The organism is Cohnella massiliensis, from assembly GCF_900169535.1.
Taxonomy (GTDB): domain Bacteria; phylum Bacillota; class Bacilli; order Paenibacillales; family Paenibacillaceae; genus Cohnella; species Cohnella algarum.
In genome coordinates this window covers 114,127-131,528 of the sequence record NZ_LT821259.1, presented here as the reverse complement: position 1 = coordinate 131,528, position 17,402 = coordinate 114,127, and the positions used below count along the sequence as shown (strand labels likewise).

The window sequence follows — 17,402 nt, the reverse complement described above, 5'->3', positions numbered from 1 at the left end:
TTTCAAATGTTGGACATGCTTACGTCAGTTGGCGAGAATTTCGGTGTTCCATTTTTGCGTCCAGTCGGACCGTTTGGAAATGATGTAATCCCAGTCCAGCACTTCCAGCTTGCTGACCGCTTCCTCGCCGTACACGATTTGCGCGGCAAGGTCGTCCGGCACCGTCACTTCCTTGTTCGTCGGCCCGAAGAACAGATCCGTCGCGAAATGCTCCTGCGTCTCGACGCCGATCGCGAGATTGACGAATTCCTTGGCCAGTTCGGGAACCTTCGTGCCTTTGGCGATGACGATCGTGTCTTTTGCCATGACCGGTCCCGGGCTGTTCGGGGATACGAATTCGACCGGAAAGCCCTTCTTGATATATTCGTTCGCGTAGCTGTTGAAGATAGGCGCGGCCAGCACGCTGCCGTTTTTCATTTCCAGGAACAATTCGTCCAGGTTGGAATACGACATCGGAACCGGGCCCAGCTCTTTCAGCTTGTCGAAGTTCGCTTGATCGTCCTGCTCCGTTTTGCCGAACGCTTTGCCGGCAATCGCGACAAGCGCGTCGCCCTCGAAGCCCGGATACGTCGGGAACGCGACCTTGCCTTTCAAGTCCTCGCGCCACAGATCGGCCCATTCGGCGATCGGCTCCGTCACGAGGTCTTTGTTGTACACGATGCCCAGGCCCATGAACGTCATGCCGTAGCCGTTTTCCTGAGCGGCCGGGTATAGCTGCGAGAAGTTCGGAATGCTCGGATCGACCGGATCGGCGACGCCGTCGTCGATCGCCTGCTTGGATTCGTACAAATTCAGGAACGCCACGTCCATCGTCGGATTGCCTTTTTCGGCGTACATTTTGGCGAGGCGGTCGCCGGTTCCCCCGAGCACAAGCTCGACGGTGGCGCCTTGCGCTTCCAGCGGTTCGACGACGTATTTCTCGATCGTTTCGGCGTACGATCCGCCCCAAACGCCGACGACGAGCTTCTGGCCTTCGAAGCTTTTTTCGCCGGATGCGGCCGGAGAAGACGAGGCCGAGGATGCCGACGGAGACGCGGACGGGGATGCCGGACTCGAGCTGGCTCCCGAATTGCCGTTGTTGCTTCCGCAAGCGGACAAGACGAGCATGGCAAGCACGACAACGGACGACAGCGATGCGATACGATGGTTTCTGACCCTTTTCACTCCAATAGCCCTCCTCAGATGCTTTGTATGTTAGGTTCTGAGGAGAGTATACGAGACAATCGAATTTTATGTAAATTAACATAACGCCGTTTTGGACGCACAACCTAAAAAGCGGTCTTTTTTTGTACGGGAAACTAAAATAAGCGTCAATCTCTTTTAAAATAGTGATCGAACCCAAAATTATTGTTATATTTTATTACACGAAAATTCTTTATACTAATAGAAAAGCGAGGGGACGCCCAATGCGTACGAGATACGAAGGGCGCGTCTGGAACGACCGGTTCCTGCCGCGGCTCACCACTAAAGAAATCGCCGACATTCCGAAGGAGAAAGCGCTGCTCGTCCTGCCGATCGCTTCCGTCGAACAGCACGGCCGCCATCTCCCCGTGTTTACCGATTCCCTGCTGAACGAGACGCTGATCGAGGGGGCGCTTGCGCTGCTGCCGGAGGAAGCGCCGGTATGGCTGCTGCCGCCGCTCTCCTACGGAAAGAGCAACGAGCACGACGGCTTTTCCGGAACATTCTCGCTGTCGACGGCGACGATGACGGCGATTTTGTCGGAGCTGATGGGCTGCATGCATAAGGACGGCTGGAAAAAGCTGATGATCGTCAACAGCCACGGCGGCAACCCGGAACTCATTACGCTGGCGGCAAGAGACGCCCGGGTGGAGCTCGGGCTGCAGGTGTTCTTCGTCAACACGGCCGGCTTGTACGCCGATGAATCGTTTACGGCGAGGGAGCTGGAATACGGCATTCACGGCGGGGCGCTGGAAACGTCGCTTATGCTCGCAGCCAAGCCCGAATGGGTGAAGCCGGAGCACTACCGGGCCGAATATCCGACCGTGGCGGAATGCTCCTGCTTCAAGCTCGGCGGCGACGTCTCGCTTGCGTGGACCACCCGCGACCTGTCGGAAACCGGGGTCATCGGCGATCCGACCGGGTCCACCGAAGAAATCGGCCGTCGGATGTACGAGCGGGTGACACAGAAAATGTCCGAAATCGTGCTGAGCGCCGTCTCGACCGACTATTAAGACGCAGGCGCCCGTTCATCCAGAAGGGGGAAACCGACATGCATCTCACCGTAGAAGAAGCCCTCCGCATCTATCCGTTGTCCCGTTCCCGCATCGTGGCGGGGGCCGAAGGCGCGGGCCGCGTCATCAAATCGGTCAACATGATGGATGCCCCGGACGTCTCCGACTGGGTCAAAGCCGGAGAAATGCTGTTTACGACCGCCTTCGCCATCAAGGATACGCCGGAGGATTTCCTCCGGCTGCTGCAAAAGCTGAACGAACGGGGCTCGGCCGGACTTGGCATCAAGCTCGGCCGCTATTGGAAGCAGATCCCCCCGGTCGTCATCGAGGAAGCGAACCGGCTTCATTTTCCCGTGCTGGAGCTGCCGTACGAATTTACGTTCGCCGACCAGATGAACGCGCTCGTCGAAGCCGAAATCGAGAAAAGCACCCGCAAGTTGCACGACGCGCTGGACAAGCAGAAAAGCCTCATGCGCTTCGCCATGCAGCCCGGCGATTCGGCCAATCATTTTCAGCGGATCGGGGACATTTTGTCGTATCCGATCGTCATCGTCGGCGCAAGGGGGCAAATTTTGTACAACACGTGCGATTGGCCCGAAGCCGAAGTGCTGAAGGATTGGCCGTGGAACCCGAAATTCGACAAATCGCGCTCGCTCAGCGGCTGGCGCTGCACGATCCCGCTCATCCAGGACGGCGAGTGCTGCGGTTTTCTGCTCGTCATGCCCCGCCATGCGACGATCATCCAGGAGGAGGAAGGGCTTTTTCACCAAGCCGCCGAGATTCTTTCCTTCCATATGGACCGGTTTCAGGACGAGCGCCAATCCGTGTCCGGCTACCGCTGGTCGCTCGTGCTGGAACGCTACTTGCAAAAGCGGATTACGCCCGAGCAATTTCTCGAGCAAACCCGCGCCCTCCGCCAAAACGTTCGCGACTGCGCCTACCTATGCGTCAAAACCGCGATCTATCCGGAATCTCCCGGCGAGGACGCTCCCCACAAAGGGCTGCGAAAAATCCGCCGCGAGCTGATGTACCACCCGTATTTGAGCCCGATCGGCTCCCACCATCTTTTTGTCGGCAGCGAAATGGTCACCCTGTTCGCGCTGCCCGCCGAATCCCGGGAGCTTTCCGTCCCCGACTTCGTGCAGCGGATCGTCTCCGCCCTCGAGGAGGTCGTCGGGTCGGCGCCTTCCCCGGGCTACCGCTGCTACGTCAGCAAGCCGAAGCTGAAGCTGGCCGATATTCTGGAGGCGAGCGACGAATGCGACCATGCGAAAAGCATCAGCGAACGGCTCTCGTTCGGGCGCGCGGTCACGCTGTTTTCGGATTTGGAGCTGAACTATGTTTTTCGCCACATCCCCCGGGACATTCTGGCCGGCTACAGCGACAACCTGCTGCTTCCGCTGCTCGCGAAGGACGAGGAGTATCGGGCGGAAATGCTGAAGACGCTCGAAGCGTACATGGCCAACGAAGGGAACGTCAACGAGACGGCCAAGGAGCTGTTCGTCCACCGGAACACGGTGCTGTATCGGCTGGAGAAGGCGAGCGAGCTGCTGCGGATCGATTTGAAAAAAATGAGCGACCAGCTGCAGGCCTGGCCCTTATACCTGGCTCTTATACACATCCGACGCTGCCGGGCGGGCGGCCGAGGTCGCCTGAGAGCGTCGACAAGCAGGGTCAGGCCGTCCCGGCGGCCCTGCTGACGGGGGGCGGGGCACCAGGGCGGGCCTGGCAGGAGGTGCGGTGCCTGACAGGAGGTGGAGCGTTAAGAGGGCGTTCAGCTTATTCGTGTTCCCAGGGAAGACGTTTTGTCGTTTCCGGCGCCGCTTTAAGCTCCAGATCCCGGAACGACGGAGAACAATAATGGAGAATTTTACATTTCGGATTTCTCCACTTCGTGCCAGCGATAACCGAGCAGAACAGGCGGCATATATATCGGCATGATCCATTGATATTTCAGGTCGAAGGTCAATTGTCCGAGCCACAACCTTCCTTATACTATCCAGTTGCATCTTCCACTTGCCGCTAGCGACAGCGAGTCCTTGATTAACCTTTTTAACTGCTTCTTCGTATGAGAATTTGGAATCCTTAGATGATTTCTCCAATTGCTCCACATGAAGCTCCAGCTTTCGTACAGATTCCTCATAGGTTTCATAAGGCTTTTCGGAGTCCCATACTTCAGCGCATTGAAGTCCTTTAAATTTAAATTGTTTAACTAGTTTAAGAAATGCGTCAGTTACATAAACACGCCTGCTAACTAATTCTGGAATCTTAAAAATAAGCGTACTACCGGGAATTTTTTCTTGATTAAATACCATACTTAAATAGGTTACAACCGCTCCATTTCCTGCTGTTTCAGCCTTGGACTTAACTTTATCCACACAATCCAGCACATTCAACACATTTACTAATTGATAATTTGTTTCTTCACAATCTACAGCTAAAAACTCAACCTGGTTGTCAATAAAACTGTGTAATTTACTGAACACTTCCTGAGAAATCACCACGACTCCACTTCTGAGATTGGAAAAATCAGAATACCGGCCCTTTTTAACGTCTTTAGTTTAGGTGGACTCCATACGGATGAAAGAGATGTCCCCTTAAATCCTGCCAGTAACGGATGACTCTGTTTTTTCAAATCACTGATATCTTCGAATCCTAATTGTCTGCTCTTTTCATGGGTACTTAATTCCCAAACTTTCATTGATCTTCACCCCAGACTTTAAGTCCTTCCAATTGCCAGTTGACCGTATGGTAATTTTCCCCTAGCAGAATGACCACCATTATGTGTGGCTATGACCTGACCTAGTTGTAAATGGCCCAGCCCCTACGACCTTTGGCAGAAGACTCCATTTGCAGAAGAATTATAGTAAACTTTATACTTATCTAAGATTTGTCTTGAAAGATCTGCAAACGCATCAGAGTGATTCCATGCTACAATGTGATGTGCCTACATACAAATAATAGATGTTCAATTTGAATCCCATTTGAAATGGGCGTCGGCCATTTGTTAATCCTCGCATAAAGGCCGTGATTACCAGAATCACGGCCTTTATGCTGAAATTAATGATTATAGATCTTCTCTAAACGAATCATGAAGGCGTAACCGGAATGCTCGGACCCGAAACATTCCCTGCCGCATCCGCTGCCTTAACCGTAATCGAATACGGCCGCTGTCCGGAAATCAATGGAATCGTTACGGCCTCGTGTGAAGATGTTGCGAGCAATAACTCTTCATTACCGTACACCCGATATTCCGCTACGCCAATGTTATCTACTGATGGAGTCCAGCGAAGCGTTAGCGTATGATTTGTCAACTCCGCTTTTACATCAGACGGAGGCGCAGGCGCGAACCAGTCGGGCACTTCGATTTCATCCGGTATTCCCAGCTCCTTCAAGAAATGATTGGAGTCAAGTTCGACTTGCTGATCTACCGTCGCCGATCGATTGACGCCGGACGTTGTGACCAACCCCGAGGCCGCAACCGGAACTCTGGATGTTGTCGTCGTACCATTTCCTAGTTGACCGTTACCGTTATAGCCCCAGGACATCACATTGTTGTTGGCAATGGATACACTGTGATCTGTACCCGCATCGATGGCTTTGATGTTAGACAAAGAGGAAAGCGCAACAGGAACGTATGAAGTTGTTGTACTATTATTACCTAATTGACCGTTTGAGTTGTAACCCCACGTATAGACCGTCGACTCCATCATGGCCATACTATGGTACTCGCCGGCCGAAATTTGACTGATACCGCTTAGCGAAGTTACCTTTACGGGGCTGTTTCGTTGAGTTGTCGTTCCGTCGCCAACTTTTCCACCCCCGTTATTTCCCCATGACCAAACGGTCCCGTCCGTTTTCAAAGCAAGCGTATGATTTCTGCCGGCAGAAACTTCCGAAACACCCGAGATTCCTGTAATTTGCACCGGAGTCGTCTTATTACGGGTTGTCCCATCTCCAAGTTGACCATAGCTATTTGCCCCCCATGCCCACAAGGAGCCATCGGCCTTGACTGCAAAACTGGTCCCGCCTCCGGCGCTTATAGATTTCACTCCGGAAAGCGTTGGAACGAGGGTAGGGGTGTATTTAGCCGTCGTTGAACCGATACCCAACTCCCCATAAACATTCATGCCCCAAGTCCATACGGTTCCGTCACTTTTCAGGGCCATTCCATGTGTGCTTCCGGCGGCGATTGCAACGACAGAATTAAGCCCGCTAATTTGTTGAGGCGTGTTTACATTTTGCGTTGTGTTATTGCCTAGTTGTCCGATGCTATTATTCCCCCATCCCCAGACGGTGCCGTCGCCTTTCAGGGCCAGACTGAATGAACTGCCCGCAGAAATTTCGATAACCGAGGCCAAGTTAATCGTTTGTTTCGGGACAAGGGAATTGGTTTGCGTCCCGTGGCCTAATTGACCGCTGGAATTACTTCCCCATGACCAAACCGAGCCGTCGCTCTTCAAGGCCAAAGTATGATTGGAATCCGCCGAAACGGAAATCGGCATGGCCGATGTCGTTTTTTCCGTGATTTCGTTGCTGCCAGCCGAACTATTCCCCGCGTAATCCAGCGCTTTAACCGTAAAGGTATAGGTTGTGCTGGGGGAAAGGCCCGTTACGGTATATCTCGTAGCGCTCTCTAGCGATTTGCCTTCGACCGCTATCGTCTCGATCAAGGAAGTCCCTCTGTAGACCCGATACTCCTTGACTCCGTGATTGTCTGTCGCCTCCCCCCACTGCAACAAAATGGAGGAGGAAGTTTTGTCGACTGCCGTTAGCTGTTGAGGAGCGACTGGCACTATAGTGTCCGATGGATAAGGGACGCCTTGAACCAATCCTCGTGTCGCTTGTCCCGTCGTTGTGCCGTTTCCAAGTTGGCCGTAGGCATTGTTGCCCCATGACCAGATAGAGCCATCGCTTTTAATGGCGAAGCTGTAAAACTCCGCTGCAACAATGTCGGTCATACCCGTAGCATGAGCCGCGCGAACCGGTTTCGTTCTTTGCTGAACCGCGGTTCCATCGCCCACTTCACCATATGTGTTATCTCCCCATGCCCAAACCATTCCATCTTCCGATAGTGCAAGACTATGGGCATAGGATGCGGAAATTTTGACGATTCCGCTTAAACCTTGAACTTGTGCAGGAGCAGCACGGTCAGTGACCGTCTCATCTCCCAATTGACCGTATTGGTTAAAGCCCCAGGTCCAAACGGTGCCATCTTTTCGCAACGCCATGCCGTGAAGATAAGCCATATCAATTTGAATGATGTCACTCAATTCCGTAATTTGCATGGGCGTTTTTTGCAGATAGCCGGTCGCAACATTCTTCCCCAACGCCCCATGCAAGCTGCTGCCCCATACCCAAACCGTTCCATCCTCTTTCAACGCCAGACTGTTGTAATAGCTTCCGGATACGGCCACAACAGAAGATAGTCCGGGAACCTGCATAGGCACTGAACGGAAAGTATCCGTTCCGTCACCTAATTGTCCGAAGGCATTATCGCCCCATGTCCAAACCGTTCCATCTTCTTTTAGCGCCATGAAATGCAATCCACCCGTCGAAATGGACACAATATTGTCCAGGCCATCCACTTTTGCAGGAGGAGCCGATTGCCCGTTGAACAGCATTCCCCACGTCCAGACGGTGCCGTCAGCACGGAGACCGATGTTTTCTCTCAACCCTGTCGAAATCATTGTATAATCCTGAAGCGCAGGAATCGTAACAGCCGTACTCCGATTTATCGTCGTTCCGTCTCCAAGTTGCCCTTGATCATTTAGCCCCCAGCCCCATACGGTGCCGAATTCATTCCAGGCAAAATTTTGCCGAACGCCCTCAACCATCGTTGAGTTGACAAAGAACACCAATGGAGGCTGGCTGCTGTCGGAAACGTTCTTTGCCTTATCGACAGCTTTTACCGTTATTGAATATTGGGAACCGGACACAAGTCCTGAAAGTTGAATCCTGGTGTCCGTTGTCGCAGCAACAAGATTGTTGCCATTATAGACCTGGTACAATTCAATGCCCGAAAGATTATCCGTGCTTGCCGTCCATTGAATCAATGCGGAGGTTCCCGTCTGATTCACTTTATATACATGTTCGGGCGCGGAAGGAGCGGTTTTGTCGATTTTAACCGCAATCTCGGACCATTCGCTGATGTTACCCGCGACATCCAGCGTACGAGCATAAACGATAAAATCTCCCTCTTCGCTCATGGTGAACGGTTCCGTATAAAGCGTCCACTCGCCGGAGCCCCCGATTCGGTACTCATTACGATCGACGCCGCTCAGTTCGTCCGTTCCGCTGTCCAAGGTTACAACGACGTCCTGATTCGTCCAATCGGAAGTCGTAGCGGAAAGACCCGGGGACGTAGGAGGCGTTTTGTCGATTCGGACGACGTGGGCGTTTTCATCGCTGCCATTTCCGGCCTTGTCAAATGTGATGGCACGAACCGTTGTCACGCCTTCTTCCGTAAATTCGAGAGGAGTCTCATACCTTGCCCACTCTTCCGACTCGTCAAAGGCGAAAATAATATAATCGGCCCCGCTTAAAGAATCTGTTCCCGGGATGATGGAAAGGTGTACATCCGCATTCGTCCAGGCTTCGCTTTCCGGCGAAAAGGAAGGAGCCGCCGGCGGCGTCAAATCGATTTTTGCCGCCCCCTCGGCAACGCCGCTGATGTTCCCCGCAAAGTCGACGGTTCGGCCATAAACGGATGTTACTCCTTCCGCTTCGATCGGGAAGGGATCGACAAACTCCAGCCATTCCGGATTGTCGCCAATTCTGTACTCATACTTCATCACGCCACTCTCGACGTCCGTTCCTTCATACACCCTCACATGAACGACATCATTAGTCCAGTCCAAATAGTCCAGTTCGACAACGGGAGCTGTCGGCGCGATTTTATCGAATTGCAGCGTATACTCGACAATTTCGCTGGCATTACCCGCGTAATCAAGCGTGCGGGCATAGATTGTTTCGGCCACATCTCCGTTAACTTGCACAGGATCGGAGTAATCCGCCCAGTTCTGAGAATCCCCGATCCGATACTGGGATTTAAATGTGCCGCTCTGGTCGTCCGTCCCGTCCAAAATCTCGACGGTATAACTGGAATGGCTCCACTCCCCTGGGCTAACGATAAAATCGGGAGCCCCCGGCGAAGTCAGATCCAGGCTGACTTTTATTTTTTTGGTTTTTTCCACATTGCCGCTTACATCGATGGAGCGGTAATGGATAATCGTATTTTGCTGTTCGCTCATGCTGAACGGTGAAACGTACCTTTCCCAGGTCTGACCTCCATCAAAGCTGTACTCCGAATAATCGAGACCGGCGTGCGCATCCGAGCCGTTCAACGTCACCGTAACCGGGCCTGTGTAATAAAAATTTTGCCCTTGCGTTCCGGTCACCTGAACCGTCGTTTCAGGAGGAAAAAGATCTTGCTTGATCGTAAAGCTGACCGACTTCGGCGTTTCGGCATTGTTATTGTTGTCGATCGATTGATAGAGAAGATTGTAGACCCTCTTGTCCGTAAAGACGAGCGGTTGTGTGTAGGCCGACCAGGTCGCCCCGTTATCCAGACTGTACCTGGTTACGGAAATCCCCGACCCGGTATCCGCAACGGACAGCCGGACTTCGACAGTACCATAATAAATTCCGTTAGCATGGCGACTCCCGATGATCGTATGCGAGGTCACCGGAGCGGTAACGGCAGATGCCGTTTGATTCGTTCCCGGAAATGGGATCATGAGCGAAAGTAGCAATACCAAACTGATGATACACGCTATGGATCGTTTCATGTAATTCCTCCGGATTCAGAAAAGTGTTAAATTTCGGATTTCTCCACTTCGTGCCAGCGATAACCGAGCAGAACAGGCGGCATATATATCGGCATGATCCATGAATATTTGAGTTCAAGGTTCAAGTTTCCGAGCCAGAATCTTCCTTTCTCATCCAATTGCATTTTCCATTTTCCGCTGGCTACGGCTTGCCCTTGGTCAACACGCTCTAAGGCTTCCTCGTAGGAAAACTCCTCGCCTTTATTGCGTTCAATTTCCGCCAAAGCCAACTCGTAGTTCCGCTTTTGTTCCAGTTCCTTCTCTTCGGTGAATTCAGAGTCGTATACCTCGGAAAAGTCCAAGCCCTTGAGTTTGTGACTTTCGATCAAGTCTTTGAACGCTTCGGTCACAAATACCAATGTAGTAGCTCGTTCTTTAAATTTGAAAATATAGGTGTCTTCAGGTATTTTTTCGAAATCAAACACAAGCTTATTGAACCCTGCAAGTGAACCGTCTTTGAAAGTTTGAATATCGGATCGCTTCCAGTCCACACAATCCAGCACCTTCGTCACATTAACCATGTACAAATCCAGCTCTTCATGGATCAAAGGCAGAAACTCGACTTCATCTTTTACAAATGGTTCAATCGCTTCCTTGACACGTGCAGAAATAACCGGCTTTGAAGTTAAAAACACCGGAAAATCCTTGTAGCTATTTTTTGTAGCTGTTTTTACCTTTGCTGGCGACCACAGATCAAGCTTAGGTGTTCCATCAAAACGGGACGTAATTGGATGGGTCTTATCCCTGTCCGATATGAGCACCATTGATTTAATATGGTTGTTCCATCCATAAGCTTTCATTTATCAGCACCCAATTTCAAGATGTGTTCACACTTATAAAGCAGCGGAGGCCTCGTCATCCAACTCTTTAAATTTCGGATTTCTCCACTTCGTGCCAGCGATAACCGAGCAAAACAGGCGGCATATATATCGGCATGATCCATGAATATTTGAGTTCGAGGTTCAAGTCTCCGAGCCAGAATCTGCCTTTCTCATCCAATTGCATCTTCCATTTTCCGCTGGCTACGGCTTGTCCTCGATCAACACGCTCTAAGGCTTCCTCGTAGGAAAATTCCTCGCCTTTATGGCGTTCGATTTCCGCCAAAGCCAACTCGTAGTTCCGTTTTTGTTCCAGTTCCTTCTCTTCGGTGAATTCAGAGTCGTATACAACCGAAAAATCCAAGCCTTTGAGATTTTGGCTTTCAATCAGGTTTTTAAATGCTTCCGTGACGTATACACAAATCCTAACAGTCTCTTTAATTTTAAACATATACGTACTGGCAGGAATCTTTCCAAAATCGAATACAAGTTTATTGAAGCCGGCAAATTTCCCTTTAGTCGTCAACTTAACATCAGATCGTTCCCAGTTGACACAATTCAGTACATTCGTCACATTAATCATGTACAAATCCAGTTTTTCATGCATCAAGGGGAGAAACTCAACTTCCTCTTGTACAAAGAGCTTGATTACTTCTTTGACACGAGAAGAAACGACAGGTTTTCCAGTAATATATTTTGGAAAGTCATTATAGGATTCCTCGCTATTGTAGGATTCTTCGACGATCGTTTCTACCAAAATAGGTGACCAAGATTGGAGCTTGGATCCTCCCTCAAACCTAGAGGAAATCGGATGGCTTTCGTCATTGTACGATGTAATTGGCACGGATTTATAATGACTTCTTAGTTCATAAATTCTCACTTCGTTCACCTCATTAATTGTTTAAATTTCCAAGTTTCAATCTTCCATGAAGTAAGTCTTGACGGATATCGTTCAACACTTTCACTATTTCATCGCGATCATCTCTTACAGGATCAATTTGTTTAAGCACAAACTCAAAATACTCCGACACGTGATATCCATTATGAGTTGTCATGGTTTGCCCGTCTATAACAGTAGTGGAGGCTCCTTTTCCTGGAGGCAAGTAAACTCCATTTGCAGAGGAATTTAGATCGATTCCATTTTCATCCAATATATCCTGAAGTTCCTTAGCAAATCCATTAGGTGACGGTTTCTTATAAGGCACAATATGGTGAGCAGCCCAACCATTTGGCTTTTCCAGCCCCGTTGCCTTTTTAATTTCAGCTTCCAAGATAGCAGATGGAGTCCCTTTTACCCTGTTGGTTAATTTATTTGGACTCACATTAGCGTAATTTTGAATCTGACAAACATCAAGAAGATTATGCGTCAGAATGCCAAGGTCCGAGATATAATACGTATGAAAATCGCTAACTGTAAAGTTGTAAACCTGTTTGACTTCATATCTGACAGTTATTGCATCAACTGTGAGAAGATTACCGGTCTCGGTTTCTAGCTGATCGCCGGGTTTTAGTTCATCAGCCGGTACCCAACCTTCTCCCTTTACCCAGAAAGGATGATTACCCGTTGTCTCTATCGTTGTATCGCCGATTTTTAAGGTGAATATTTCTTCTGTCTGACTGCTGAAAAGTTTCTCGACCGGTTTAAAGGCTTGGACGCCTGTATCCGTATATTTGGCCAGAACGAGGTCGCCGACTTGTATATCCTCTACCGGTTTAACCCCGTCTTTGGTCGTTATACTGGTTCCCTCAGGCAAACAACCGCATGGGTTCGATTTATAAATCTTGTTGAACTTCTTGGCACCCGCGATTCCGTTCCCCACATACGGAACGATGGAAGCAGTGGATAACAATGCACCAGCATAATCACCGTTTACAAGGTATATCACACCATTTAATACATCAGCACTCTCTCCGATAAATGGAATCATACCAATGGTGGTGATCGTACATTGTAATTTCGCTAAATCTGTTGGTTCGTCATCACAACTAACCAGTTGATCGGCCTTCTGCCAAAACATTCTGAGCCCGGTCACGCCGTACATATCCCCGAACCAAGCCTCATACGCGGTTAGAGGCGGAGTCCACGTATCCGGATCATAAACATACCGCTCAAAGTAGTTATAGCATTGTTTGCAGCTATTGATATCCTTGGCCGTAATCTCTTTCCCGTTTACATGCGTATACGGAACAGGAATGACGTTAAGCCGGTTCAAGGGATCGTTAAATACCTCTACACGATATGCCGAGGCGTCTTTTTTCTTCGTACCGTCCATTCGGTACACATAGATTTTGTAATTTCCGCTTTTCGCCCAGTAATACGTCCTGCCGGATTGCGAATAGGAACTGGCGAACAAATTTTTAGAGGATGCGGTTGAATTAACCGAACCGTCCCACCGGATGGTCGTGCTCTGACCGGCCTGGAAATTGCCCGTCATCGTTGTTTCATAAACCGTGTAGGCGTCCTGTCCGGTCGTGACCTGAATGAACAATTGGGAGTGATTTTTTTTGTGCTTGTAATTGACTTCTACATAGTCTCCGGAATCAATCGTAGCATCGAAGCTGTTGCTCAAATTCGCGCTGAATGCCCGGAGCGCTGCCATTTCCTCTCCGTAATTGCCGTGAGTATAAGAAATTTCATTTAAATCGGCAGACAATTCATAAGCATAACCGGAAAAATTCCACGCGAGGGCTTGCCTGTTCGTATGAAGGACATCGTTTTCTACCCGCAAATAATAGATGCCCGCATCGAGATTAAAGACCTGCTCGCCCTCAAGGTCGAAATATCCCCTCACATTCCCGTTCGCATCCTCAATAGCCCCTTCTCCGGCGGAGAGGTACAAACTGATCTGGCGAGGCTCCGTCAGTTCGATGCGATAATAATCGACGTCATACAAGGACGTTATCGTGGCCGGATTGCCGTTGGCGTCGGTGTCGACCAATTGTCCGAAAGTCAGGCTGCGGGCGGAAGTTCTGCTGGCTTGCTCCATCGATTCCACAACGAACCGTGCCTGCAGGCCATTAAAGGAACCGAAGCTTCTAACGACTAAATAATAGGTCGTTCCCGCATTCAAATTTACTTCAAGCTTGGAGAACAGCTCTCCATAGGGTTTGTAGCTTTTGACATCGTCATTAAAATCAATCAGATTTTGCAAATCCGGGTCCGCATATAATCCGATCTCCGTATCGTTCAGTTGCGCCAGTCCGGGATAGTTTGCCGTAAAAAACCGATACGTTCCCGAGTGCGAAGGAGTAAATTGCAAATAGGCGTCTTCTCCCCGCGGCACGGACAAATCGACGGGTTGCCCCAACTGCATCGCCGCAAATGACGCTTCGCCCGCAGATGTAGCCGTCAATCGCGCAAATACTTTACCGCCATTGACTTCGTTAACTTGCACATAGTACGGAGTTCCCGCACTCAAATTCACGATAACCTCGGAATAAACCGAATCGTTCTTGTCATCGTTATAGCCATTCGTAATGGGGATGGCCATGTCCAGATTGGAGTATACAGCGAGTTCGGTATCGTTAGATCTGGAAGCGGAACTTCCACTGTACGGACTGGTTGAAAAACGGTATTTTCCGTTCTGGGCCGGAATAAAGACGTATACATTGCTGCTGCCCGACTGCTGATGGATATCAACGGGCTGATCCAGTTGAAGATAGGGGATGGTCGAGCTGACTACGTCCGCCGTCACGCGAGCGCGAAGACGCGTGGAATCGAAGCCGGATACCCTGACATAATACGTTTGTCCCCCGACCAGACTGATGCTAATTTCCGAAAACACGGTATCGTCGACATCGTCGTTAACGGCGAGAGCCTTGGTCAGTTGAAGATCCGAATAAATGCCGAGTTCCGTATCTACGGTAGCTCCGGAACCGCCGTATGGACTCGTATAAATGCGGTAAACCCCGGTTGTTGCTGGCGTAAAGCTATAGAGTTGGCTCGTCCCGGCGAGCTGATCCATATCCTCGGGCTGAAAAACGATCAGTTCCGGGATCGTTGTGGAAGCCTGAATCGAGCTATAGCTGCTTGTACCCCCGGAATAAACGGCAGCTACTTCCAGCGTGTAGGTTTGCATCGGACTCAAATTCGTAAAGGTAAAAACAGGCGTCGTCGCAGTGCCGGCTTGCGTACCATCGATTTTAAGAAGGTATGAGACGGCTTCCGGCATTGCATCCCATGTCAATTTGATGCTATTGGCCGATGGAATGTATTCGAGGCCTGTAGGAGCCAAAAACGGTTGTACCTGTATTTCACCAAGAATCAAGGTATATGGGGATGAGCTGAACTGACCGCTGAACCCGATGACTTTTATATAATAGGTTGCCCCTTCCGCAACTTGAAGGGTAATGAATTCAGAAGCGCCCGTGCCATTGGAAGATTGACCCACTTGAACGCCCGATTGATTATAAACGTAAAGTTCATAATCCAGGGCGAAGGGTATCGTCAATTGTATATCAAGCTCGCCTGTTTGGTCGGTTGTTAGCTTGTAATAGTCAATATCGCTGCCAGAAGAAATGTACGAAATATAACTGTTCCCCGGGACTACGCTTTTTGCGGTAAGGAACGTATCGTTCGGTTCGTACGTGTCCGGTCCGACTCCCGACTGGGCAACATAAATAACAAAAATATCGTCAAAATTCCCGGTTCCGATAGACGTATACCGGTACTTGATGTGATACGTGCCTGTCGGCGTAGATGATGTTGTCTGCCAAGTGAACGGGATGGCAACATCCAACTGAGGGTTCAATATCGTTCGGGTCGCGACGATGTTGGAAGGATTCGAAACTGGATAAACTTCTACGACAATTTGCGTATGCGGGTTCTCGCCGTGCTCGTTTCCTTCCAATTTTAAGGAAACGGTGACAGAGTCCCCGGGATAAATCGTCGCGCCATCGTTTTGTTTGTCATACGATGCGATTCCGATTTCGCCTTCGGGCTCGGACGGCAGTACCGTATTTAAACCGGACAGATTCTCATCGGAAAGAGGAGCTATAGGACCGGAAATCATGCCTTCCGCTTTCGCAAGGTTGATCAGTCCATGTCCGTACTCATTTGCCATTCCTAGAACGGTTGCATGATCATACAGTTGCTGGATGATTTCTTGTCCCGTCAAGGAACGTTGATTCGACCATAATAGAGCTGCCGCTCCCGTAACATGCGCTGCCGCATTGGAAGTTCCCGAGGCAACCCCATATTCTCCGTTTATTTTGGTACTTAAAATGCCAAACCCGGGTCCTACTAAATCCAGCTCGCTTCCCGTGCTTGAAAAGTCAGTTCGATGATGGGAAGGGTCGACGGCTCCGACCGCTACAACCTCCGGATATTTTGCCGGATATTGAACCGTATCGGTGCCCGACCCCATATTACCGGCTGCTGCAATCACAAGGATGCCTGATTCAACCGCATCTTGAATCGCTTCATGCAACATTGCGCTGTATTGGGAAGAAACAAAACTCATATTGATCATGTCAATATCATTTTGTATCGCCCAATCGATACCTTGAATAACCGAACTGGTCTGCCCATCTCCGTTGGCATCCATGACTTTGACAGCATACACTTCGGCTAACGGAGCCATGCCAAGAACACCGATCCCGTTGTCGGAAGCGGCAATCGTACCGGCAATATGCGTTCCATGCCCGTTATCGTCCCAATAACTTCCGGAGGATTCGACGAAAGAAACTCCTCCTGCAATTGCCAGATCCGGATGGTCGGATATCCCCGTATCGAAAACGGCTACTTTAACCGACCCCATACCGGGTTCTTTTTGCGTTTGAACCATGTAAGAACCTGAAGAGTGAATCCCCCATGGAATCGTTTGAGCGCTTTCCTTGACTGATTCGCTTTCTACTTCCGTAAGAGCGCTCTCGGCGATTTCTATTGGCTTATCTTCCTCAATGGAGGCTATCTTAGGATCCAAAAGCAGTTGATTCACTTCGTCCGTATTTAATTCCATGTACAGAGCGTTAAAAGAATCAAAGCTCTTTACGTTATAATAATCAAGCTTGTATCCGATATCCGATTCCAATATATCCCGGCTGTTCTCCGCCACTCCATATAACTGGTCTGAAACCAAAATCCTGCCGGAATTCAAACTAATTTCAGGAGTTGTACTTTTCTGAACATTCCAATCTTTGTATGTATCCAAAACCGTTGATTCGCTGACCCGATATTCGGGATTCAATCGTACCAAAAATCCGCCTCGCGGCTTTTCACTATAAACACTTCTCGTTACGCTCATTGTCGATAAGAGACTATCGATTACGTCCTCGTCTACTTTAGTTCCCGAATATACGGATTCCAGGTTTGATAGAGAACTTCCTCCGCCTGGTTCCCCAAAATTGTTACTTGCCTTAACTGAACTGGTTAAGAATTCAAAATTTCCTGCCAATAAAGATAAAATCAGGAACAAGGATAAGACTTTTTTCAAGCACATTTCCTCCTGTTCGACATAGTATCCCATTACCTCCCAAGGAAATAATAGTAATTTAATATTACTCTGTTACTTTAAAATCAGACAAACTCTAATTTTGTAATATTTTGTCGAATTCATAGT

8 protein-coding genes and 1 pseudogene are annotated in these 17,402 nt (G+C 49.6%); 2 read left to right on the top strand and 7 right to left on the bottom strand.

The features are described 5' to 3' along the window. Positions 1-24: 24 nt before the first annotated feature. Positions 25-1,164 (bottom strand): extracellular solute-binding protein, encoded by a 1,140-nt coding sequence (locus B7E11_RS14565; RefSeq protein ID WP_080835891.1) that lies wholly within the window; start codon positions 1,162-1,164, stop codon positions 25-27. Between the two features lie 242 nt (positions 1,165-1,406). On the opposite strand from B7E11_RS14565, the gene B7E11_RS14560 reads away from it, so the two are divergent. Both B7E11_RS14560 and B7E11_RS14555 read left to right on the top strand, forming a co-directional pair. Beyond that, on the top strand, positions 1,407-2,195 hold the full coding sequence (locus B7E11_RS14560; protein WP_080835888.1) for a creatininase family protein: 789 nt from the start codon (positions 1,407-1,409) through the stop codon (positions 2,193-2,195). 38 nt (positions 2,196-2,233) lie between these two features. Beyond that, positions 2,234-3,895, top strand: coding sequence for a PucR family transcriptional regulator (locus tag B7E11_RS14555; protein WP_080835885.1), 1,662 nt, complete (start codon positions 2,234-2,236; stop codon positions 3,893-3,895). On the opposite strand, the pseudogene B7E11_RS29010 reads toward B7E11_RS14555, so the two are convergent. The 6 genes and pseudogenes from B7E11_RS29010 to B7E11_RS14535 all read right to left on the bottom strand — a co-directional run. Continuing rightward, positions 3,794-4,717, bottom strand: a pseudogene (locus tag B7E11_RS29010) (imm11 family protein); the annotation flags it as partial. The gene B7E11_RS14555 and the pseudogene B7E11_RS29010 sit on opposite strands and share 102 nt — an antisense overlap. 302 nt (positions 4,718-5,019) lie before the next feature. Continuing rightward, positions 5,020-5,133, bottom strand: a complete 114-nt coding sequence (locus tag B7E11_RS31005; RefSeq protein WP_139787348.1) for a hypothetical protein — start codon at positions 5,131-5,133, stop codon at positions 5,020-5,022. 151 nt (positions 5,134-5,284) lie between these two features. Next, the gene (locus B7E11_RS14550; protein WP_080835882.1) at positions 5,285-9,985 is read right to left on the bottom strand and encodes an RCC1 domain-containing protein; all 4,701 of its coding nucleotides are present in this window, start codon (positions 9,983-9,985) and stop codon (positions 5,285-5,287) included. Positions 9,986-10,011: 26 nt separating this feature from the next. Continuing rightward, positions 10,012-10,824, bottom strand: a complete 813-nt coding sequence (locus B7E11_RS14545) for an imm11 family protein (protein ID WP_080835879.1) — start codon at positions 10,822-10,824, stop codon at positions 10,012-10,014. A gap of 67 nt (positions 10,825-10,891) precedes the next feature. Beyond that, a complete protein-coding gene (locus B7E11_RS14540) occupies positions 10,892-11,722 on the bottom strand; it encodes an imm11 family protein (protein ID WP_139787205.1) in 831 nt (276 codons plus the stop codon). Positions 11,723-11,735: 13 nt separating this feature from the next. Next, positions 11,736-17,276, bottom strand: coding sequence for a S8 family serine peptidase (locus B7E11_RS14535; protein ID WP_176220762.1), 5,541 nt, complete (start codon positions 17,274-17,276; stop codon positions 11,736-11,738). Between the last annotated feature and the right edge of the window lie 126 nt (positions 17,277-17,402).

Coding starts and splice junctions, on each gene's coding strand:
- B7E11_RS14555 (WP_080835885.1), top strand. CDS start 2,234: ATGCATCTCACCGTAGAAGAAGCCCTCCGCATCTATCCGTTGTCCCGT.
- B7E11_RS14545 (WP_080835879.1), bottom strand. CDS start 10,824: ATGAAAGCTTATGGATGGAACAACCATATTAAATCAATGGTGCTCATA.
- B7E11_RS14560 (WP_080835888.1), top strand. CDS start 1,407: ATGCGTACGAGATACGAAGGGCGCGTCTGGAACGACCGGTTCCTGCCG.
- B7E11_RS14550 (WP_080835882.1), bottom strand. CDS start 9,985: ATGAAACGATCCATAGCGTGTATCATCAGTTTGGTATTGCTACTTTCG.